Origin of the sequence: Nocardia sichangensis (assembly GCF_047200615.1) — a bacterium.
In the GTDB taxonomy this organism is placed as follows: Bacteria; Actinomycetota; Actinomycetes; order Mycobacteriales; family Mycobacteriaceae; genus Nocardia; species Nocardia sichangensis.
On sequence record NZ_JBJZOK010000008.1, the window covers coordinates 169258 to 189430 of the forward strand.

The window sequence follows — 20173 nt, forward strand, 5'->3', positions numbered from 1 at the left end:
GTAGCTAGGGTGGGCTGGTGCGGACTTCCGTGGAATCCCATGTCGGCGCCGCCAACGCGCTCACCGCACGGTGGTGCGCGGCGGCGGGCGAACGAGACTTCGTGGTGTCCGGCGCCGGGGTATGGCCGCTGCTCGCCCTGCTCGCTTCCGCGGCGGACGGTCCGGCTCGGGACGAACTGACGACCGCGACCGGCTTGCCCGCGGCGGACGGGCAAGCCGCGGCGCTCCGGCTGCTGGACGACCTCGAGCGCGCGGAGGCGGTGTCGGCCGCACTCGGAGTGTGGGTGCGCCGCGACCTTCCGTTGCACGAGCCGTGGTCGCAGTCGCTTCCCGAGAGCGTGCTCGCGCGGCTGGCCGGGCAGTCCGAGCTCGACAGCTGGGCGGCCCGGCACACCGATGGGCTCATCGAACGCTTTCCCCTCACGGTCGATCCCGAGACGCTGCTGGTACTCGCCACCGCGCTGGTCGCGAAGACGAAGTGGCAAGCGCCCTTCGATGTCGGGACGCTGGCACCCGAGGACGGCCCGTGGCGGGGACATCGCGGACCCGGGTTGTCCCGCACGAGCCGCGACCTGACGAACGCCGCGATCCTGGACGCATCGGAACCGGTCACCCGCGTGGTCGTCGAAGGCGTCGCCGACCTCGACGTCCACCTTCTGCTCGGCACCGGGGCACCCGGCGCCGTGCTCGAAACGGGCCTGGCCGCGCTGTCCGGCAGTGTGCCGATCCGTTCCGATCTGCCGGTCGGCACGAAGGGACCGGGCCTGAACGTGCGTACCGAGCCGGTGGTACCCAACACTGGCCGACTGCGCGTCCAGCTACCGCCTTTCGAGGTCCGCTCCACCCACGATCTGCTCACCGCGCCGGGCTTGTTCGGCCTGACCGCCGCGACCGACTGCACCCACGGCCACTTCCCGGCGATCTCCCCGGACCCACTGTGCGTCGGCCAGGGAGCGCAGGAAGTGCTCGCCCGGTTCGGCCACGAAGGTTTCGAGGCGGCCGCCGTGACGGCCTTCGCGTTGCGCGCGGCAGCGGCCGTCCTGCGGCACGACTACGCGCCTGTCGTCTCGGTGGTCTTCGACCGGCCCTTCGGTTTCCTCGCCGTGCACCGCCCGACGGGTCTGGCGGTCGTCGCGGGTTGGATCGCCACCGCGCCTACGTCCTCCCCCGACGTGCCGGCCTGAGCGCTACCGCCGCGCGAAGTGCGGGGCGTGCTCGGGCAAGACACCGCGAGCGATCAAGAAGGTCGGCACGCTGCGAATCACGGGGATGCGCCGCAGAATGCGGACCGGCAGCGGTGCGCGCGGGGAACTCGCGATGTCGACTCGTCCGTCGAGGGCGGGCGCGACCGCGACGGTGTGCAGGAGTCGCTGCATTCCCTGTGTCACCACGGTCGGGAATCGGCGCCGTCGCTGCACCTTCGCCAACTCCCTGGTGCCGAGCGTCCCCGAGAGCAGCGGCGGAGCAAGGATCCTGGCCGCGGCTACGGCGTCCTGCACGGCCAGGTTGATGCCGACGCCGCCGGCCGGGGACATGGCATGGGCGGCGTCGCCCAGACACAACAGGCCGTTGGTGTACCACTTGGTCAGCCGATCGAGTTTCACCTCCAGCAACTTGACCTCGTCCCAGCTGGTCAAGGCGTCGATCCGGTCGTAGAGCCAGGGAGCGGCCTCGGCCAGACTCCGCATGACGTCCCGCACCGGCCCGCGGCGGGCGGATTCGTCGGCGCCCTTGGCGATCAACGTCGCGCACTGCCAGTAGTCGCCGCGATCGAGCAGCACCGCCACCCGCCGGGCGCTGACGATCGGCAGCGCGCCCGCGGGATCGATCTCGGTGCGCGGCAGGCGGAACCACCAGACGTCCATGGGTGTCGACCACGTGCGGATCGGCAGTCCCGCGGCCGACCGCAGCAGTGAGCCGCGGCCGTCGCAGGCCACCGTGAGGTCGGCTTCGATCGCGCCGGTGGCGCCGTCGACGGTCCGGTAGGCGACGCCACCTACCCGGCCGTCGATCCAGACCAGGTCGGTGGCCTCGGTGTTCAGCCGCAGCCGGAAGGTGGGTTCGTCGGCCGCGGCACGCGCGAGCAGATCCAGCAGATCCCACTGCGGCACCATGGCGATGTACTTGTGCCTGCCCGGCAGATGCGTCAGCGTGGCGAGCGTCTGCAGGCCGCCCGAGATCGGCAGTTGCACTCGATCCACCTTGCGCGCGGGCAGTTTCGCGAACTCCGCGCCGAGACCCAGTTCGTCGAGCAGATCGAGGGTGGTGGGATGCACGGTGTCGCCGCGGAAGTCACGGAGGAAGTCCTTGTGCTTCTCCAGCACCGTGACATCGACCCCGGCCCTGGCGAGCAGCAGCCCGAGGATCATTCCGGCCGGTCCCCCACCAACCACCAGGCAGGTCGTGCGCTCCATCGACTGTGTCTCCCTCGGTCACCACATCGCCGCAAGGTGTCGCCTGTTCGCGCAAATCCTAGTGTGGCGGGCGCGGCGCCGGACCCGGATCGGCGACGGCCGACCGGCTCAGCCGATATCCCGATGCAGCACGAAGAAATACGGTTCGGCCATACCACGCAAATCCATCACGCCGAGCAGGGTGTGCTCGTCGGCGCGCCGGAAATGATCGATGATCGGCAGGTGGTCGTAGACCATCGCGGCACTTGTCACACCGCGGTATTCGACCTCACGCAGACGCGCGGTGTGCTTGCGCGTGCGCAGCGCGGGACGCAGGACCGGCAGCAACTTGCGCAGGGCCCGCACACCGGGCAGCGGTACCCGCCCGGCCAACGCGACCGGGACGCGGCGCGGATCGACGGCGAACACCGCGCCGCCCGAGGTGAACAACAGCGGATGCACGCTGTCGGGGCCGTCGAACTGCTTGCCGTACCAGCCCGAAGCCACCAGCACACCGTCCATCGGATGACCGGTGTCCAGTTCTTCGCCTCGCCAGCGCCCGGTCGTGACGTCCTCGACCCGCGCCGCGGGGAGTCGGTCGAACAGCGCCCACGCCTCCTGTGCGGTACGGATGTCCGTCACGGTCAGCTCGTTCGCGGCCATGTCTCCCACTTCCCTCAGCGAGGCAACGTTGCGATAGCTACCCTATCTGTCTCTCAGAACGCCGCTGTCGACCAGGTCCGCACGGATGTTCAGTAGGTCGCCATGAGATAGATCCCGGCGATGATCATGACGCAGGCGACGACGCGTTTCGAGCTCACCGTGCGCCGCGGGAATCCCATCAGCCCGAAGTGGTCGATCGTGAGCGCACCGAACATCTGTCCCGCGATGATGAGGGCGTTGAACGTACCCGCGCCCACATCGGAGGCCACGGAGATCATCGCCAGGATCGCGGCCCCGCCGAGCAGGCCACCGAAGGGCGCCCAGCGGGGCATACTCCGGATGTCGGCCTTCGTCGGCCACGGCCGGTTCCTGGAAACCAGCAGCGCCACTGTGAGGAAGATCGCGAAGCCGGTGAATGCGACGGCGTAGGAGATCACGCCACACAGCCAGACGTTCTTCAATGCGAGCTTCAGCGAGTTCTGGCAACCCGCTTCCACGGAGCGCAGCGCGCCGCCGACCAGGATGAACGCGAAGATGAGTGCCATCGTGACGCGGGGCAGCGCGGCACGGGGTTTTTCGGCGGTCTGAACCGTCATCGAGAATCCTCGGGAGGGTGCGAAAAGTGGGATGGCTGAAACCGGCAGCGGTGGGCGTATTGCTGTCAGGTGACGCTGACCCTGGGCTCGTCGCCCGCGGGCTCATCGGCCATCAGGTAGATCGCGAGCGTGATCAGCCCGCAGGCCACCAGACGCGGAACGCTGGCGGATCGTTCTTCGAATCCCATGAGTCCGAAGTGATCCATGATCACGGCGACCACCATCTCGCCGACGATCACCAGCGCGCTGAAGGTCGCCACGCCGACATGCCGGGCGACCGCGATCATCCCCATCACCGCCGCGCCGCCCAGCAGGCCGCCGAACGGCGCCCACCACGGCATGTTCCGAACGTCGTCGAGCGTCGGCCACGGCGTCTTCGACGAGAGCGCCAGGAAGATCGAAAAGCCGGTCAGCGCAACGGCATACGAGATCACCGCGCAGAGCCACATGTTCTTCATGTGGTTCATCAACGTGTTCTGACAGCCGGCTTCGGCCGACCGTAGGCTGCCTCCGACCAGGATGAACAGAAATACCAGTCCGATGACGAGGCTCATGGGCAATACATCCTTGGCTCGACGGCGGACGAACACCGAGATTGCGTCGGACACAACGTTTTCCACCCGAAAAATGGGACCGGTTGTGCCGGAACCGACGTCCGACCTGTGTGACCCGCATAACGTACCATCGAATAACGGTACGTTCAATGGGTAAGCGAGGACTGCCGTGGCCCGTCTCGGCCGGGAAGGAACGCGAACGAAGGGCTGCCATGATGGCACTCGTGCCCGAACTGGTCGATTCCTCCACGCGGAACCCGCCCGCGACCACCTCCGAGCGGCGGCTCAGCGTCCTGGACCGGGTCCGGCTCGCCCTGCTGGCGGCCGGCCTGCTGTGCGTGCTCACCGGGCTCCTGCCCCGCGACGAGGCCGCCGCGAACATGCGCCGCATCGGCCCGTTACTGCTGTTTCTCGCAAGCGTGATCGTGCTGGCCGAGCTCACCCGGCAGGCGAAGGTCTTCGACGCCATCGCCCATCGCCTCGCGATCCTCGGTCGCGGCCATTACCCGGCGCTGTTCGGCCTCTGCGTGCTGTTCGCCTCCGCGACCACGGTGCTGCTGAACCTCGACACCACAGCCGTGCTCATCGCCCCGGTCATGCTGGCACTCGCCGCGCCCGCTCGGATCCCGCCACTGCCGCTGGCCATGACCACCCTGTGGCTGGCGAACACCGCGAGCCTGCTGCTACCGGTCTCCAATCTCACGAATTTGCTCGCCGCCGACCGGGTGGCACTGACCGCGACCGGATTCGCGAGCAGAATGCTGGCGCCGCAGATGGTCTCGATCACCGCGACGACGGTGTGCCTGTGGGTGTGGTATTGGCGGCGCGGACGCCGGGAAACCGACCGCTACGTGCCGCCCGAGCCGATCCGGCCCGTGAACTTCCGGGAGCGCTCGTTGTTCTACACGACAGCCGGGGCCTGTCTGTTGTTCATCGTCGCGATCCCCGTCGTCGGCGACCGGATCGGCGTCGCGGCGACGGTCGCGGCGCTCATCGCGTTGGCGGCGTTCGCCGTGTTCGATCGCGGCGCGTTGCGGCTTTCGCTCATCCCGTGGCAGCTGCTCGTGTTCGTGGTCGGATTGTTCCTGGTGGTGCCCACCCTGAGCCGATTCGGCCTCGGCGACTCGATGCATGCTCTGATCGGCACCGACTCGGGTGCATCCGGCGCTTTCCGAGCCGCCGCGGCGGGTGCGGGTCTGTCCAATGTCGCGAACAATTTGCCCGCCTACACCGCGGGCGAGGCGGTGATCCCCGCGCAGAACAGCGATCAACTCCTCGCGTTGCTGATCGGCACCAATGTCGGCCCGATCGTCACGCCGTGGGGCTCGCTCGCCACACTGCTGTGCCTGGAGTTCTGCCGCATGCACGGCGTACGGGTACCCATGCGACGTTTCGTCCTGACCGGTGCCGCGCTCGCGACGGTCGCCACCGCAGGCGCGGTCACAGCGCTGCTGATGACGAGTTAGCCGCCGAGACACCCGCGAGTCAGCGCCTCGCTTGACCTCGAGTGCGGTCGAGGTACGAGGATACTGTCGAGACAGGATCGAGACGCACGTCCAGGTTCGGTCTCCGCGCGGAACCCAGGTTCCGGTGCTCCCGCTGGGCATCCGTACACCCACGAGCGGGAGCCATGCGCAGTCTGCGGTAGGAGTTGCACGGACGTCGCGTTGCCCGGCCTCACGCTGCCGCGCGGGAACACGAACCGAGCCGGGAAGCCCGCGCACGCTCCGACGCGCAGTCGAAGTCAGCTCGGCGCCGTGACTTCCCACTCGTAGATCGTGAGCTCCGAGGACCCGGTGGTGTGCACCGGATCGGTGAACACGATTTCCCTTGCGGCGTCGAGGCTTTCGGCGTAGATGATGTACGCGCCTCCGGTGCCGTCGGTGAAGCGGCCACTCTCCTGCAACTGCCCCAGATCCTGCAGCGACTGCAGGAACCGCCGGTGCGGCTCGATCACGGCGGTATCGAAGCGCGGTGTGCGCATCGCCAGGACGAGGTACTTGTTCACGCCTCGGGCTCCGGGCGGGGGGCCCTCGTCGCGGCAGCGGCGGCGCGCACCTGCGGCGCCACCAGGACGACCTGCCCCAGCACGCCGTTCAGGAAGGACGGGGAGTCGTCGGTGGACAGCTCCTTGGCCAGCTCCACCGCCTCGTCCACGGCGACGACCGGAGGCACGTCGCTCGCGTGGAACAGCTCCCAGACCGCGATGCGCAGGATCGCGCGATCCACGGCCGGGAGCCGCGACAAGGTCCAGTCCTGCAAGTACGACTCGATCGTTCCGTCCACCCGGTCGAGATCGTCGGCCACACCCTCGACCAATGTCCGGGTGTAGGCGTGCACCGGCGCGACCGACTGGTCGCGGGCGGCGAGCTCGGCGCGCTCGTCGAGCAGGTCGGCGGCGTCGACGTCCCTGGCCTCCGCCTCGAACAGCAGGTCGACCGCACGGCGGCGGGCCTTGTGTCGCGCGCCGAGCTTCTTGTACGTGGACTTCTTGTCCACGGGCTGGTCAGCCACGGTCACATCATTCCGGGATCGGCCGGCCCGCGGCTCAGGCGTTGACCCGGCCGAGGTAGCTGCCGTCGCGCGAGTCGATGCGCAGCTTGTCGCCGGTGTTGATGAACAGCGGGACCTGCACCTCGGCGCCGGTCTCCAGGGTGGCGGGCTTCGTGCCGCCGGTGGAGCGGTCACCCTGCAGGCCGATGTCGGTGTGCTGGACCACGAGTTCGATCGAGACCGGGAGCTCGACGTACAGCGGCGCGCCCTCGTGCGTGGCGACCTGCACGGTCATGTTCTCCAGCAGGAAGCGGGCGCCGTCGCCGATGGTCTCCTCGGCGATCGAGATCTGGTCGAAGGTCTCGCCGTCCATGAAGACGTAGTCGGTGCCGTCGTGGTACAGGTACGTCATGTCGCGGCGGTCGACGTTCGCGGTCTCCACCTTCACACCGGCGTTGAAGGTCTTGTCGACCACCTTGCCGGACACGACGTTCTTCAGCTTGGTCCGCACGAACGCGGGGCCCTTGCCCGGCTTGACGTGCTGGAATTCGGTGATCTGCTGGAGCTGACCGTCGATCTTCAGCACAAGGCCGTTCTTGAAGTCGCTGGTGTCCGCCACTGTCTTCGGATCTCCTCGTTCTACCGCTTGGTCTCGGGCAGACCGGCGTCAGTCGACGACGGTCAGGTCTTTGCTGGTGTGGGTGAGCAGCTCCGGGCCCCCTTCGCGCACCACGAGCGTGTCCTCGATCCGGACCCCGCCGCGGCCGGGAAAGTACACACCTGGTTCGACGGTCACCGCCACGCCAGTCAGAAGTGTACCGGTTCCGGTTTTCGCGATTCCGGGCGCTTCGTGGATCTGCAGACCGACCCCGTGGCCGAGGCCGTGCACGAACAACTTGCCGTGCCCTGCCGCCTCGATCACCGCCCGCGACGCGGCGTCCACGTCGGATACCGGGACCCCCGGGCGCAGCGCCTCCCGCCCGGCCCGCTGCGCCTCGGCGACCAGCGCGTACACCTCGCGCTGCCAGTCGGTCGGCGCGCCGAGCACGAAGGTGCGGGTCATGTCGGAGTGGTAACCGCCCACCACCGCGCCGAAGTCCAGTTTGACGAAATCACCCGCGGCCAGCACGGCGTCGGTCGGGCGGTGATGCGGGACAGCCGAGTTCACGCCGGTCGCCACGATGGTCTCGAACGAAACCGCTTCGGCGCCGTGTTCGAACATGGCCCATTCCAGTTCCCTGGCCACCTGACGCTCGGTGCGGCCCGGACGCAGTCCGCCCCGCTCCAGCAGCGCGGCCAGACCGGCATCGCCCGCCGCGCAGGCCGCCCGCAACTGATCCACTTCGTAGGCGTCCTTGACCATGCGCAACTGCTCCACCAGCCCGGGCGAGGCGACGAACTCCAGGCCGGTGCGCTGTTCGAGGAAACCGCGATGCTGGTCGACGGTGACCACATGGCTTTCGAAACCCACCCGGCCGACCTGCCACTCACCGGCCAGCTGCACGATCCGCCGGGCGGCGGCGCGCGCGATCTCGGCCCGCAGATCGGGAACCTGCTCGGCGACCTGGGTCCGATACCGGCCGTCGGTGCCGATCACGGTCCGGTCCTCGGCGGTGCGCGTGTCCCAGGAATGCACCAGCAACGCCGCGTTGGAGCCGGTGAACCCGGTCAGATATCTGATATTTACCAGATCGGTGACCAGCAGGGCGTCCACCCCGTTCTCCACCAGCAGGCTGCGCAGCGCGCCACGCCGCGCCGCGTAATCCGGCACATGACCCTGGTGATCAGCACACATGTCTCAAAACTACCGCCGACACACCGCACACCGACAGCCAACGCGTGATCGGCATGGCCGTCCGCGGCTGTCGAATCATCGAATTTCGCCCGAAAACATTGCGGCCCAGCATTTCTCGACAGTCGGAGGACTACTGACCCATAGCCTGTTCACACCCGAACCGGTTGTGCACATTCCGGGCCGGAGCGGATGATCCGCGCCGGGACCGGGCGAAGGTGGAGCCATGACTCCACTCGCGTGCGCCGCGCTCACCGTCTGGTGCGCGGCACTGACGACGTTCGACCTGCGTGAAGGACGCCTCCCGAACCGGCTGACCGGCTCCGGAGCGCTGGTCGTGCTCGGATATGCCCTGCACACAAAGCATTTCACCGCCGCTCTGCTGGGCGCGCTGTTGCTTTCGACGCCGTACCTGCTGGTGCACCTCGCCGCGCCCGCCGCGCTGGGCGCGGGCGACGTCAAGCTCGCGGTGATGCTGGGCGGGGCGACCGCCCTTGGCGGCGCCCGTCCGTGGGTTTGGGCGGCACTCGGAGCACCGGCGCTCACCGCATGCGTCGCGCTCGGAGCACTGGTCCGCCGACGCGCATTCGGCTCCCGCCCCGCCGACCCGGGCGACAGCGCGCTCACCGTGCCGCACGGCCCTGCGATGTGCCTGGCGACATTGCTGGCCCTACTGTCGCTGGTCTTCGACTCGACCTGAGTCCGCTCCGCCCGACGCCACCAGAATGCCGCCGGACCGCGCTGGACGCCGCACAAAGCCAGCAAATCGATAGCAATTCATCGGTAGCATCAATCGCGGGCAACGACTTTCCGACCGGCCGCCACGTCAGCGCTCGAGATGCGGCGCCTCGGAGAAGTCGCCCCTCGAGTGCGCCAGTACCGCGGAAGCAGCGTCGAGAAGGAGCCGCCCAGTGAATCCGAGGCATCCGTCGCGGGGACCGATCGTCGTGGGAACCGACGGTTCGGAGCAATCGATCGTCGCGGTCCGCTGGGCGGCGCAGACCGCCGCGCTGCACGACGCTCCGCTGCACATCTCGCTCGTCGTGGAGTCCTCGCTCGGCTCCGACGACGACGATCCCCCGCGTCCGGCGGCGCTGCTGCGGGTGCGCGAGGCGGACGAGGCGATCGAGCGCGCGGCGGACGCCGCCGTGGCGGCCGCGCACACCGTGCGCGACATCACCATCGGCACCGAGATCCGCACGGCGCACATCGCCACCGCCCTCATCGAACGCTCCCGGAGCGCGGCGATGCTCGTGGTCGGCACCCGCGGGATCGGCCGCGTCCAGCGTGTCCTCCTCGGCTCGGTCAGCACCGCCGTCTCCAGGGACGCCGAATGCCCCGTGGCGGTGGTGCCCGCCGAGACGCCGCTGTGGGACCGGGCGACCACCAACCCGGTGATCGTCGGCGTGGACGGCTCCACCGCCGAGCAGGCCGCCATCGGGGTCGCCGCGACCGAGGCGTCGCTCCGCGGGGTCGAACTGGTGGCCGTGCACACCTGGGGTGAGGTCGAGCCGCTGGCCGCGATCGGCACCGACTGGGCCGCCCTGCGCCGGACCGAGGAGGCGTTGCTCGCGACCAGCTTGGCCGGCTGGCAGGAGCAGTACCCGGAGCTGACCATCCGGCGCGAGGTCGTCCGCGACCGTCCGGAGCGAGGGTTGCTCGAACGCTCTCGCGACGGACAGCTGCTGGTGGTGGGCAACCGCGGCCGAGGAACTTTGCGGCGACTGCTGTTCGGCTCGGTCGGTGACGCGCTGCTCCGCTCGGTGGACCGCCCCATTGTCATAGCCCGCTGAGCGCCTCGGCCCGCGGTACCCTGGCTCCCCGGCGTGCGGTTCGTCACGGCGGGCCACGTTCCGGAGCACGGGCGTCGACATGGGAAGATGAACAATGTGCTGCGTTGGATAACTGCCGGAGAATCCCATGGTCCCGCTCTCGTCGCCCTCCTGGAGGGGATGGTGGCAGGCGTCGAGGTCACGTCGGACGAGATCTCCGCGCAGCTGGCCCGTCGCAGGCTCGGCTACGGTCGCGGCGCCCGGATGAAGTTCGAGGCCGACAAGGTCACCGTCATCGGCGGCGTGCGGCACGGGCGCACCATGGGCGGCCCGGTGGCCATCGAGGTGGCCAACTCCGAGTGGCCGAAGTGGACCACGGTGATGTCCGCCGATCCGGTCGATCCGGCCGAACTCGCCGACCTGGCCCGCAACGCACCCTTGACCAGGCCCCGGCCCGGGCACGCCGACTACTCCGGCATGCTCAAGTACAACTTCGACGACGCCCGTAACGTGCTCGAGCGCGCCAGCGCCAGGGAGACCGCCGCGCGCGTCGCGGCGGGCACCGTCGCGCGCAATTTCCTGCGCCAGGCGTTCGGCGCGGAGGTCGTCTCGCACGTCGTGTCGATCGGCGCGGCGCAGAACACTTCCGGCCTCGTGCCGGGCGCCGCCGACCTCGCCACGGTGGACGAGAGCCCGGTGCGTGCCTTCGACAAGGACGCCGAAGCCGCGATGATCGCGGAGATCGAGGCCGCCAAGAAGGACGGCGACACCCTCGGTGGTGTTGTCGAGGTGGTCGTGGAGGGGCTTCCGGTCGGCCTCGGCTCGTTCACCAGCGGCGAGAACCGGCTGGACTCGCGGCTCGCCGCCGCACTGATGGGCATCCAGGCCATCAAGGGCGTCGAGGTCGGCGACGGTTTCGAGACCGCGCGCCGCCGCGGCAGCCAGGCGCACGACGAAATGCGCCCCGGCCCCGACGGCGTGCTGCGTTCCACCAACCGCGCCGGCGGCCTGGAAGGCGGCATGACCAACGGCGAGGCGCTGCGCGTGCGCGCGGCCATGAAGCCGATCTCCACGGTGCCGCGCGCGCTGTCCACCGTCGACATGACCACCGGCGACGAGGCCGTCGCCATCCATCAGCGCTCGGACGTCTGCGCCGTGCCCGCCGCGGGCGTGGTCGCCGAATCCATGGTGGCGCTGGTCGTCGCGCAGGCCGCGCTGGAGAAGTTCGGCGGCGACTCGCTCACCGAGACCGTCGAGAACATCACCAGCTACGTCAAGCGCATCAGCACTCGCCCGCACGTGCCCGCGGACAGTCGGTCGCAATGATCGTGCAGACCGATCCGCGCGCCCCGCGCGTGGTGCTGGTCGGACCGCCGGGGGCGGGGAAATCCACGATCGGCCGCAAGCTCGCCAGGGAACTCGGCGTCGAGCTGTACGACACCGATGCCGGCATCGAGCGGGAGACCGGTCGCACGATCCCGGAGATATTCGCCGAAGACGGTGAGCCCGAATTCCGCAAGATCGAGGAGCGGGTGGTGCGCCGCGCCGTCCTCGCCGAACGCGGTGTGGTCTCGCTCGGCGGCGGTGCCGTGCTGTCCGAGCACACCAGGGCACTCCTGCGCGGCCGCACCGTCGTCTACCTGGAGATCAGTATCGCGGAGGGTCTTCGGCGCACCGGCGCGAGCACGCAGCGGCCGCTGCTCAACGGCGCCGACCCCGGCGCGAAGTACCGGGAACTGATGCGTACCCGTCGGCCGCTGTACCGGGAAGTGGCGACCGTCCGGGTTCGTACCGACGGCCGCAGTCCCGGCCGCGTGGTGCGGATGATCATGACCAAGCTCGGTATGGAGCCGGTCGAACCGGCCGAAACGGATCTCCGGCCACCGCCGAGCGGAATCCCGCAGGGCAGCAGCCGATCCCGGGCCCGCCGACGTGCGAGAGCAAGAGCGGCGGCGCGGCGCAAGACCGCCGATCAGTCCGAGACCACCGACACCGCGACCGGCGCCGCGGCGGAAGCGGCGGTGACCGCCACGGTGCGCTCCCGGCGCAGCCGCAGGAGCGTCACGAGCGAACCCGACGCCGAGGGCGGGGCGGGCAACGGGGAGACGGCGGCGGGCAGCCGATCCCGGCGCGCCCGCGCACGCCGCGCCCGCTCCCGGGCGCGGCAGCAGTCGACAACAGCAACAACAGAATCGGAGCAAGCCACGTGACAGAGCCGAGTCGTCTCGAAGTCCGGACCGCCGACCCGTACCAGGTGATCATCGGCCGCGGGTTGCTCGGCGAACTCGTCGAGTCCGTCCACAGCGCGACCAAAGGTGTGCGCACCGTGGCCGTCTTCCATCAGCCGCCGCTCACCGAGACCGCCGAAGTGGTGCGAAAGGCGCTGGCCGACACCGGTATCGACGCGCACCGGATCGAGATCCCGGACGCCGAGGCGGGCAAGGAACTCGCGGTCGCCGGCTTCTGCTGGGAGGTGCTGGGGCGTATCGGCCTGACCCGCAACGACGTCGTGGTCAGCCTCGGCGGCGGCGCGGCGACCGATCTGGCCGGTTTCGTCGCCGCCACCTGGATGCGCGGGGTGCGGATCGTGCACGTGCCGACCACGCTGCTGGCGATGGTCGATGCGGCGGTCGGCGGCAAGACCGGCATCAACACCGAGGCGGGCAAGAATCTCGTCGGCTGCTTCCACGAGCCGGCCGCCGTGCTGGTCGACCTGGCCACCCTGGAGACGGTGCCGCGCAACGAGATCGTCGCGGGCATGGCGGAGATCATCAAAGCCGGTTTCATCGCCGACCCGGTGATCCTGGAGCTGGTGGAGCGCGACCCGGAGGCCGCCCTCGACCCGTCCGGCGAGGTGCTGCCGGAGCTGATCCGTCGCGCGATCCAGGTGAAAGCCGACGTCGTCGCCGCCGATCTGAAGGAATCCAGCCTCCGCGAGATCCTGAACTACGGTCACACCCTGGGGCACGCGATCGAACGGCGGGAGCGTTACCGGTGGCGGCACGGCGCCGCGGTCTCCGTCGGACTGGTGTTCGCCGCCGAGCTCGGTCGTCTCGCGGGTCGTCTCGATGACGCCACCGCCGACCGTCATCGCGCGATCCTGTCCGCCGTCGGCCTGCCGACCAGCTACGACGCCGACGCGCTGCCTCAGCTGCTGGACGCCATGCAGACGGACAAGAAGACCCGCTCCGGCGTGCTGCGCTTCGTCGTGCTCGACGGCCTGGCCAAACCCGGACGCTTGGAAGGACCCGATCCCGCCCTGCTGGCCGCCGCTTACTCGGCGATCGCGCGGGAGGACAGTCCGAGCGGCGGCGCGGTGCTGCTCTAGCCCGCGGCGGCCGCGAGAGACGAAAACGGCGCGCCCGCTGCGGGCGCGCCGTTTTCTCGTGGAATCAGATCGCGCTGCCCGCGGCGGAGTACAGCGACGGCGGGGTGGAGAGCCCCTTGCCGTTCTGCCGCTCGGCCAGCATCCGGCCGACGCCGACACCGATCAGCGCGGGCACGAAGATCAGCAGGATGATGAACGCCGCGCCCGCCGTGAGTTCGAACAGCAGGCCGTTGTCACCGAGATCGAACCGGGGAGCCCAGTCCAGGATCCAGGACGCCAGGCCGCTGCCGACACCACCCACAACGGCGGCCTTCAGCCACATCATGGTCAGATCGGCGCCGCGTTCGGCGTCCCCGCTCTCGACGCGGTCCCTGCGACCGTCCAGCACACCCCAGGCCGCGATGGCCGCGACCAGCACGACCAGGCACAGGATGCGCATCAGTGCCCCGTGTGTCGGCCAGTACACCATCGCGAACCCGAGCCCGGCACGCAACGCCACCACCAGCGCGCCGAGCACGACGGCCCGCAACAACCAAGCATTCATGCGAAACACCATAGCCGTGTTTCTCGGCAGCGACTACGGCCCTGCGTGTCTCAGTTGGATGGAATCCAGAGGTCGTACCTACCGCTACCGTCGTTCCGCTGAATGCACTTCCCGTCTTTGTGCCACAGCGGCGCCTCTTTCATGCAGTTCGCCAGCGCGACGTTCGACGCCGCGGCAACACACTGGAACCCCCAAGTCGGCTGCGCCGATGCGCAGCCATCGGCTTTCGCCGCCGACTGTCCGGCGAAGACGAACGCGGATGCCGCGATCCCCATCGCGACGGTGACTCCGAGTCGAATCAACACAACGCTACCCCTCCCGTTGAAACGCGTTGGAGGACAACATAACCGGCGATCACGGCAGCGGAAAGAGCAGATACGCACCGCTGGTGAGAAGGCTATCGACGCCCCTCGTCCAGCGCCGCCGCCATCTCCGCGCGCGGCGCTGCCTGCCCGGTGAACAGCTCGACCTGCCCATACGCCTGGTTCAGCAGCATCTGCAGACCACTGACCACCGTGTGCCCGGACCGGGCCACCGCCTCGGCCAGCGGGGTGGGCCAGGGGTTGTAGATCGCGTCGAGCACCACCGGCGCCTCGGCTACCGCGGGGGCGACCACCGCCGCCGCCGTGGCGGGAATGGTGCTCACCACGGCTCCCGCGGCCGCGCAGATCGTACGCAGCGCCCCGGCATCGAAACCGGCCAGCGACGCGATCATCCCCAGCCGCTCGGCGAGTTCCAGCGCGCCGCGCGCCCGCCCGGCGTCCCGGGCGACCACGGTCACCGACTTCGCGCCCAGCTCCGACAACGCCAGCAGGGCGGGCCGCGCGGTGCCGCCCGCCCCCAGCACCACGCCCTCGGTCAGGTCGGTGACACCACCGCCGCGGAGCGCTCCGAGCACACCGTCCACGTCGGTGCAGTCGGCCAGCCAGCCCGCGTCGCGGCGGACCAAGGTGTTGGCCGATCCGACCAACACGGCCCGGTCGGTGCGCTCATCGGCGTAGGCCAGTGCCGCTTCCTTGCCGGGCATGGTCACCGAAAGCCCGACCCATTCCGGCCCGAGCCCGTCGACCAGCCCGGGCAGCTGCTCCGCCGAGCATTCGATGCGCTCGTAGCTCCAATCCAATCCGAGCGCGCGGTACGCGGCCAAGTGCAGCTGTGGCGATCGCGAGTGCGCGATCGGCTTCCCGAGCACCGCCGCCTTGCGATTACCGGCCACCGCTGTCCTTGGAACTGTCGAGGATGCCGCTGCGCTGCGCCCGTGCGATCAGGCGCAGATGCTCCTGATAGTCGTCGGTGAACAGGGTGGTGCCCTGCTTGTCGACGGTGACGAAGTACAGCCACGGCCCCTGCTCCGGATTCTCCATGGCACGCAGAGCGTTCAACGACGGCGCGGCGATCGGAGTCTTGGGCAGGCCACGCATCGCATAGGTGTTCCAGGCGGTTTCCTGGGCGCGGTCGGCGTCGGTGGTCGCCACCTCGGTGCGATCCAGGGTGTAGTTCACCGTCGAGTCGAACTGCAGCATCTGATCGACCCGCAGCCGGTTCACGATCACCCGTGCCACCTTGCCCATGTCCTGGGGCTTCGCCTCGCGTTCCACCAGCGAGGCGGCGACCAGCGTCTGGTACGGCGTCAGTTTCGTGTCGGCGCCGGACTGCAGCAGTCCGGTGGACTCATAGCTCTTGGCACTCGCGGTCACCAATTGCCGCAGGATCTCCGCAGGCGTCCCGCTCGGATCGAAATCCCAGGTGCCCGCGGCGATCAGGCCCTCCAGCTGCCGTGTCCGGTCCGGGCAGTCCTTGACACCCTGGATCGCCCATGCCGGCACTCCGAGCGCGGCCAGGTCCAGGCTCGCGCCCGCGGCATCGAGCTGTTCGTAGCTCACGCACTTCTGGTTGGTGCCCGTGCCGATGCAGCTGGCCTCCGCGATCTTGCGGTAGATGCCGTCGTACCGCCCGCCGGTGCTCATGTCGTGTTGGTCGTGCAGCAGCCGTCCCTCGGAGACGACCAGATTGCCGACCCGCGAGGACTTGCTCACCAGCGCCGACACCGCCTCGGCGGCGGGGCTCTGGCTGGGGATCGCGTAGAAGCCGGGCTGCACCGTGTTCATGTTCGAATTGCGCACGGCCGCTTGGAAGAACGCGCCCGAGCTCGCCACGACGCCGCGCTCGACCATCGTCGACGCGATCTGCTGGGAGGTGTCGCCCGGATGCACTTGCACCACCACCAGCGGTCCCCCTGGTCCCGCGAAGTCTTTCGGCGGAGCCATACTGGCGACCAACTTCATCCCGGCGAAGATCACGGCGCCGGCGAAGAGAAGGATGAAGACACCCGCGACGAACCATAGGTTGCGGCGGCGCTTCTTGCGCTCGGCGGCTTTGCGGGAGGCGACCCGGGATCGCTTGCCGCGCTGCGAGCGGCCGGAGCGCTCGGGCCGGGCACGTTTCGACTCCGCGCGCTTCGAGCGGCGCGGCTCCTCGACACGCGTCGTCCTGGGGCGCTGTCCGCCACGCCGTGGGGCCGGTGGCGGCGGCGCGGGCTCCGGCTCTTCCTCGTCGTCGACGTAGCGGGGGATGACGGTCGTGTCGTCGTCGTAGTCGTCGTACCGGTCGCCGTCGTACTCGCCCCAGGCCCGGTCGTCTCTCCGGTAACGCCGATCAGCTTCGCGCTGTCGGAACAGTTCCTCGGCCCGCGCCCACCGATCCGTCATGCATCGTCCCCGGACGACGCAGGACGTCCCGCTTCCACCGACCTCAACACCGCACTCCGTTCGTCCAACCATCCTTGCAGGATCGACACGGCCGCCGCCTGATCGATCACCTGCCGCTGGCCACGCGCGCGAACTCCACTGTCCCGCAATGCACGTGCAGCTGACACCGTAGTCAAACGTTCGTCGGAAAGCCGGACCGGCACCGGCACGACAGCAGCCCGCAATCGCTCAGCGAATGCGCTGGCCAGCGTAGCCGCAGTGCCTTTCTCCCCGCGTAATGTTCGCGGCAATCCGACGATTACCTCGACTGCCTCGTACTCCCGCACAATTTCGGCAATTCTTTCGATATCGGGTGCGGGAGCCGATCGCCGGGACGGTTTCGCGCGCGGCACGGTCTCCACCGGGGTGGCGAGGATGCCGTCGGGATCGCTCGCGGCGACCCCGATCCGGACACTGCCGACGTCGACGCCGATCCGCCTGCCCCGACCGGGGTCGGTGGCCGGATGCGGCCGGTCGGCGCCGCGGGGCGCCGACCGCTCCGGTTCCGCTGGGCCGCCCATCACCCGGCGAGTTCGGCCACCCGCGCGCGGACCGCGGTCAGGCCGGCCGGAATGCCGGACGGGTCCGAGCCCGCGCCCTGCGCCATCTCCGGCTTGCCGCCGCCTCGTCCCGCGATACTCGGGCCGAAGCTACCGACCAGATCGCCCGCCTTGATGCCGAGTTCCTGAGCGGGCTTGTTCACCGCGACCACGAACGGCACCTTGCCGTCGGCGTTGCCGAGCAGTACCACCACGGCGGGCTCGCTGCCGAACCGGCCGCGGATGTCGGTGGCCAGCGTGCGCAGATCGCCCGCGGACACGCCCTCCGGCGCGGCCACGGCGACCAGCAGCAGCCGGCCGATCCGCTCGGCCTTCTCGACGAACTCGCCCGCCGAGGACAGCACGGCGGCCATCTTCGTGCGCTCGAGCTCCTTCTCGGCCACCTTGAGCCGCTCCACCAGCTGCTCGACGCGAGCGGGCACCTCGTCGGAGGGCACCTTGAGCGCGGAGGCGACACCGGCCAGCAGCGCGCGCTCCTTGGCCAGGTACGCGTAGGAATCCAAGCCGACGAACGCCTCCACGCGACGCACGCCGGAGCCGACCGACGACTCGCCGAGCACCGTGATCGGGCCGATCTGCGAGGAATGCTGTACGTGCGTGCCACCGCACAGCTCCATCGAGAACGGGCCGCCGATCTCCACCACGCGCACTTCGTTGCCGTAGTTCTCGCCGAACAAGGCCAGCGCGCCCATCTGCTTGGCCTTCGGCAGATCGGTGACGAAGGTGTTCACCGGGAAGTCGGCGCCGACCGCGTCGTTGGAGACGGCCTCGATGTCGGCTTTCTGCTGCTCGGACAGCTGGCCCTGCCAGTTGAAGTCGAAACGCAGGTAGCCCGGCTTGTTCAGCGAACCGGCCTGCACGGCGTTCGGGCCGAGCACCTGCCGGAGGGCGGCATGCACCATGTGCGTACCGGAATGGCCCTGCGTGGCACCCCGCCGCCAGGACGGGTCGGCCTGCGCCAGCACGACGTCGCCCTCGGTGATCTGGCCGTGCTCCACCGTGGTCTTGTGCACCCACAGCTTCTTGGCGATCTTCTGCACGTCGTTCACGCGCAGCTTCAATCCCGACGAGGCGGTGATGGAGCCGCGGTCGGCGATCTGGCCGCCCGCCTCGGCGTAGAGCGGGCTGCGGTCCAGGATGACCTCGACGTCCTGCCCCACGGTCGCCGTCGGCACCCGCACACCGTCGGCGATCAGGGCGAGCACGGTGGCCTCGGAGGTGAGCTCGTCGAAGCCGGTGAACTCGGTGGCGCCGCGGTCGACCAGTTCCTTGTAGATCGTGAGGTCGGCGTGGGCGTGCTTGCGCGCCTGCGCGTCCTCCTTGGCCCGCTGACGCTGCTCGGACATGAGCGAGCGGAAGCCCTCTTCGTCGACCGACAGCCCGGCCTCCGCGGCCATCTCCAGCGTCAGATCGATCGGGAAGCCGTAGGTGTCGTGCAGGGTGAACGCGTCGGACCCGGCGATCGTGCTGCCGCCATGGGCCTTCACCGCGGCGGCGGTGTTGTCGAACAGGGTGGAGCCCGTGTTCAGCGTCTTCAGGAACGCCGTCTCCTCGCCGACCGCGACGGTCTCGATGCGGCGGAAGTCGGTGGCCAGCTCCGGGTAGGACGGGGCCATCAGGTCGCTGACGACCTTCATGAACTCGCTCATCACCGGCTTCTCGGCGCCGAGCAGGCGGGCCGAGCGCACGATGCGGCGCAGCAGGCGGCGCAGCACGTACCCGCGGCCGTCGTTGCCCGGGTTCACGCCGTCGGCGATCAGCATGGCGGCGGTGCGAGCATGGTCGGCGATCACGCGGAAGCGGACGTCGTCCTCGTGCTGGACGCCGTAGGAGCGTCCGGTCAGTTCCTCGGCCTTGTCGATGATCGGGCGCAGCAGGTCGGTCTCGTAGACGTTGTCCACGCCCTGCAGCAGCAGCGCGATGCGCTCGACCCCCATGCCGGTGTCGATGTTCTTCTTCGGCAGCGACCCGACCGGCGAGTGCCCGAGTTTGGGGCTCAACTCACCGCGGATGTCCTGCATGAACACGAGGTTCCAGATCTCGAGGTAGCGGTCCTCGTCGGCGACCGGCCCGCCGTCGCGGCCGTACTCGGGGCCGCGGTCGTAGTAGATCTCCGAGCAGGGTCCGCCGGGGCCGGGCACGCCCATGTCCCAGTAGTTGTCCTTGCCGTCGCGGAACTGGATGCGCTCCTCGGGGATCCCCGCGACCCGCTTCCAGATCTCGGCGGCCTCCGGGTCGTCCTGGTACACGGTCACCCAGATCCGCTCGGGATCGAACCCGTAACCGCCGTCGTCCTGCGGCTTGGAGATCAGCTCCCAGGCGAGGGTGATCGCCCCCTCCTTGAAGTAATCACCGAAGGAGAAGTTGCCCGCCATCTGGAAGAAGGTGTTGTGCCGCGTGGTGACGCCGACCTCTTCGATATCGCCGGTTCGCACGCATTTCTGCACGCTGGTCGCCCGCGGGTAGGGCGGCGCCTCCTGACCCAGGAAGTACGGCTTGAACTGGACCATGCCCGCGTTGACGAACAGCAGGTTCGGGTCGGCCAGGATCAGCGAGGCACTCGGCACCTCGGTATGGCCGGCACGGAGGAAATGGTCCAGGAAACGCCGTCGAATCTCGTGGGTCTGCACGAATACCCAGCCTACCGGTGCCGCGCACGCGATTATTCATCGCCCGGGCTCCCGTCGCGCCCCGCCGCCCGGTCAGTGAACCCAGCCCCGCAGCGGCTCGC

The 20173-nt window shown here is 69.4% G+C and carries 20 protein-coding genes and 1 pseudogene; 7 read left to right on the forward strand and 14 right to left on the reverse strand.

Annotated features, from left to right (window positions below):
- Positions 1-17: 17 nt before the first annotated feature.
- Positions 18-1184, forward strand: coding sequence for a serpin family protein (locus ACL03I_RS13925; protein WP_412806154.1), 1167 nt, complete (start codon positions 18-20; stop codon positions 1182-1184).
- A 3-nt stretch (positions 1185-1187) separates the two neighbouring features.
- Here ACL03I_RS13925 and ACL03I_RS13930 read toward each other — a convergent pair whose 3' ends face one another.
- From ACL03I_RS13930 to ACL03I_RS13945, 4 genes are all read right to left on the reverse strand, one after another.
- Positions 1188-2414, reverse strand: coding sequence for an FAD-dependent oxidoreductase (locus tag ACL03I_RS13930; protein ID WP_412806155.1), 1227 nt, complete (start codon positions 2412-2414; stop codon positions 1188-1190).
- Positions 2415-2522: 108 nt separating this feature from the next.
- A complete protein-coding gene (locus ACL03I_RS13935; protein ID WP_355070604.1) occupies positions 2523-3056 on the reverse strand; it encodes a DUF4334 domain-containing protein in 534 nt (177 codons plus the stop codon).
- Positions 3057-3145: 89 nt separating this feature from the next.
- Positions 3146-3652, reverse strand: a complete 507-nt coding sequence (locus ACL03I_RS13940; RefSeq protein WP_356961700.1) for a DMT family transporter — start codon at positions 3650-3652, stop codon at positions 3146-3148.
- 65 nt (positions 3653-3717) lie between these two features.
- Positions 3718-4356 carry a DMT family transporter gene (locus tag ACL03I_RS13945; RefSeq protein ID WP_356961699.1) on the reverse strand — a complete coding sequence of 213 codons (639 nt, stop codon included), beginning with the start codon at positions 4354-4356 and terminating at the stop codon, positions 3718-3720.
- Between ACL03I_RS13945 and ACL03I_RS13950 the strand changes: the two genes are divergently transcribed.
- The gene (locus ACL03I_RS13950; protein ID WP_364425831.1) at positions 4356-5672 is read left to right on the forward strand and encodes an ArsB/NhaD family transporter; all 1317 of its coding nucleotides are present in this window, start codon (positions 4356-4358) and stop codon (positions 5670-5672) included. The genes ACL03I_RS13945 and ACL03I_RS13950 overlap by 1 nt on opposite strands.
- 278 nt (positions 5673-5950) lie before the next feature.
- Here the strand turns inward: ACL03I_RS13950 and ACL03I_RS13955 are convergent, their stop codons facing one another.
- Genes ACL03I_RS13955 through ACL03I_RS13970 form a run of 4 tightly spaced genes read right to left on the reverse strand, consistent with a single transcriptional unit; the run spans position 5951 to position 8494 of the window.
- Complete coding sequence (locus ACL03I_RS13955) at positions 5951-6214, reverse strand: YciI family protein (RefSeq protein WP_412806156.1); 264 nt, start codon at positions 6212-6214, stop codon at positions 5951-5953.
- Complete coding sequence (gene nusB, locus ACL03I_RS13960) at positions 6211-6720, reverse strand: transcription antitermination factor NusB (protein ID WP_355070594.1); 510 nt, start codon at positions 6718-6720, stop codon at positions 6211-6213. The genes ACL03I_RS13955 and nusB overlap by 4 nt, the downstream gene beginning before the upstream one ends.
- Positions 6721-6754: 34 nt before the next feature.
- A complete protein-coding gene (gene efp / locus ACL03I_RS13965; protein WP_355070592.1) occupies positions 6755-7318 on the reverse strand; it encodes an elongation factor P in 564 nt (187 codons plus the stop codon).
- Between the two features lie 48 nt (positions 7319-7366).
- A complete protein-coding gene (locus ACL03I_RS13970; protein ID WP_364425838.1) occupies positions 7367-8494 on the reverse strand; it encodes a M24 family metallopeptidase in 1128 nt (375 codons plus the stop codon).
- A 223-nt stretch (positions 8495-8717) separates the two neighbouring features.
- Here ACL03I_RS13970 and ACL03I_RS13975 point away from each other — a divergent pair, with 223 nt between their 5' ends.
- From ACL03I_RS13975 to aroB, 5 genes and pseudogenes are all read left to right on the forward strand, one after another.
- Positions 8718-9191 carry a prepilin peptidase gene (locus tag ACL03I_RS13975; protein ID WP_412806157.1) on the forward strand — a complete coding sequence of 158 codons (474 nt, stop codon included), beginning with the start codon at positions 8718-8720 and terminating at the stop codon, positions 9189-9191.
- A gap of 211 nt (positions 9192-9402) precedes the next feature.
- Positions 9403-10284, forward strand: a complete 882-nt coding sequence (locus ACL03I_RS13980; protein ID WP_364425842.1) for a universal stress protein — start codon at positions 9403-9405, stop codon at positions 10282-10284.
- A gap of 96 nt (positions 10285-10380) precedes the next feature.
- Positions 10381-11589 (forward strand): chorismate synthase, encoded by a 1209-nt coding sequence (gene aroC, locus ACL03I_RS13985; RefSeq protein ID WP_412806186.1) that lies wholly within the window; start codon positions 10381-10383, stop codon positions 11587-11589.
- Positions 11586-12104 (forward strand): annotated as a pseudogene (locus ACL03I_RS13990) (shikimate kinase); the annotation flags it as partial. The gene aroC and the pseudogene ACL03I_RS13990, both read left to right, overlap by 4 nt.
- A 365-nt stretch (positions 12105-12469) precedes the next feature.
- A complete protein-coding gene (gene aroB / locus ACL03I_RS13995; protein WP_355070584.1) occupies positions 12470-13591 on the forward strand; it encodes a 3-dehydroquinate synthase in 1122 nt (373 codons plus the stop codon).
- Positions 13592-13655: 64 nt separating this feature from the next.
- On the opposite strand, the gene ACL03I_RS14000 is transcribed toward aroB, so the two are convergent.
- From ACL03I_RS14000 to alaS, 6 genes are all read right to left on the reverse strand, one after another.
- A complete protein-coding gene (locus tag ACL03I_RS14000; protein ID WP_412806158.1) occupies positions 13656-14135 on the reverse strand; it encodes a B-4DMT family transporter in 480 nt (159 codons plus the stop codon).
- A gap of 50 nt (positions 14136-14185) precedes the next feature.
- Positions 14186-14410 (reverse strand): hypothetical protein, encoded by a 225-nt coding sequence (locus tag ACL03I_RS14005; protein ID WP_355070580.1) that lies wholly within the window; start codon positions 14408-14410, stop codon positions 14186-14188.
- Between the two features lie 122 nt (positions 14411-14532).
- Complete coding sequence (locus tag ACL03I_RS14010; protein WP_379250993.1) at positions 14533-15351, reverse strand: shikimate dehydrogenase; 819 nt, start codon at positions 15349-15351, stop codon at positions 14533-14535.
- Positions 15341-16843, reverse strand: a complete 1503-nt coding sequence (gene mltG / locus ACL03I_RS14015) for an endolytic transglycosylase MltG (protein ID WP_356961687.1) — start codon at positions 16841-16843, stop codon at positions 15341-15343. The genes ACL03I_RS14010 and mltG overlap by 11 nt, the downstream gene beginning before the upstream one ends.
- On the reverse strand, positions 16840-17403 hold the full coding sequence (gene ruvX, locus ACL03I_RS14020; protein WP_355070574.1) for a Holliday junction resolvase RuvX: 564 nt from the start codon (positions 17401-17403) through the stop codon (positions 16840-16842). The genes mltG and ruvX overlap by 4 nt, the downstream gene beginning before the upstream one ends.
- On the reverse strand, positions 17403-20072 hold the full coding sequence (alaS, locus tag ACL03I_RS14025) for an alanine--tRNA ligase (RefSeq protein WP_364425850.1): 2670 nt from the start codon (positions 20070-20072) through the stop codon (positions 17403-17405). The genes ruvX and alaS overlap by 1 nt, the downstream gene beginning before the upstream one ends.
- Positions 20073-20173: the final 101 nt, after the last annotated feature.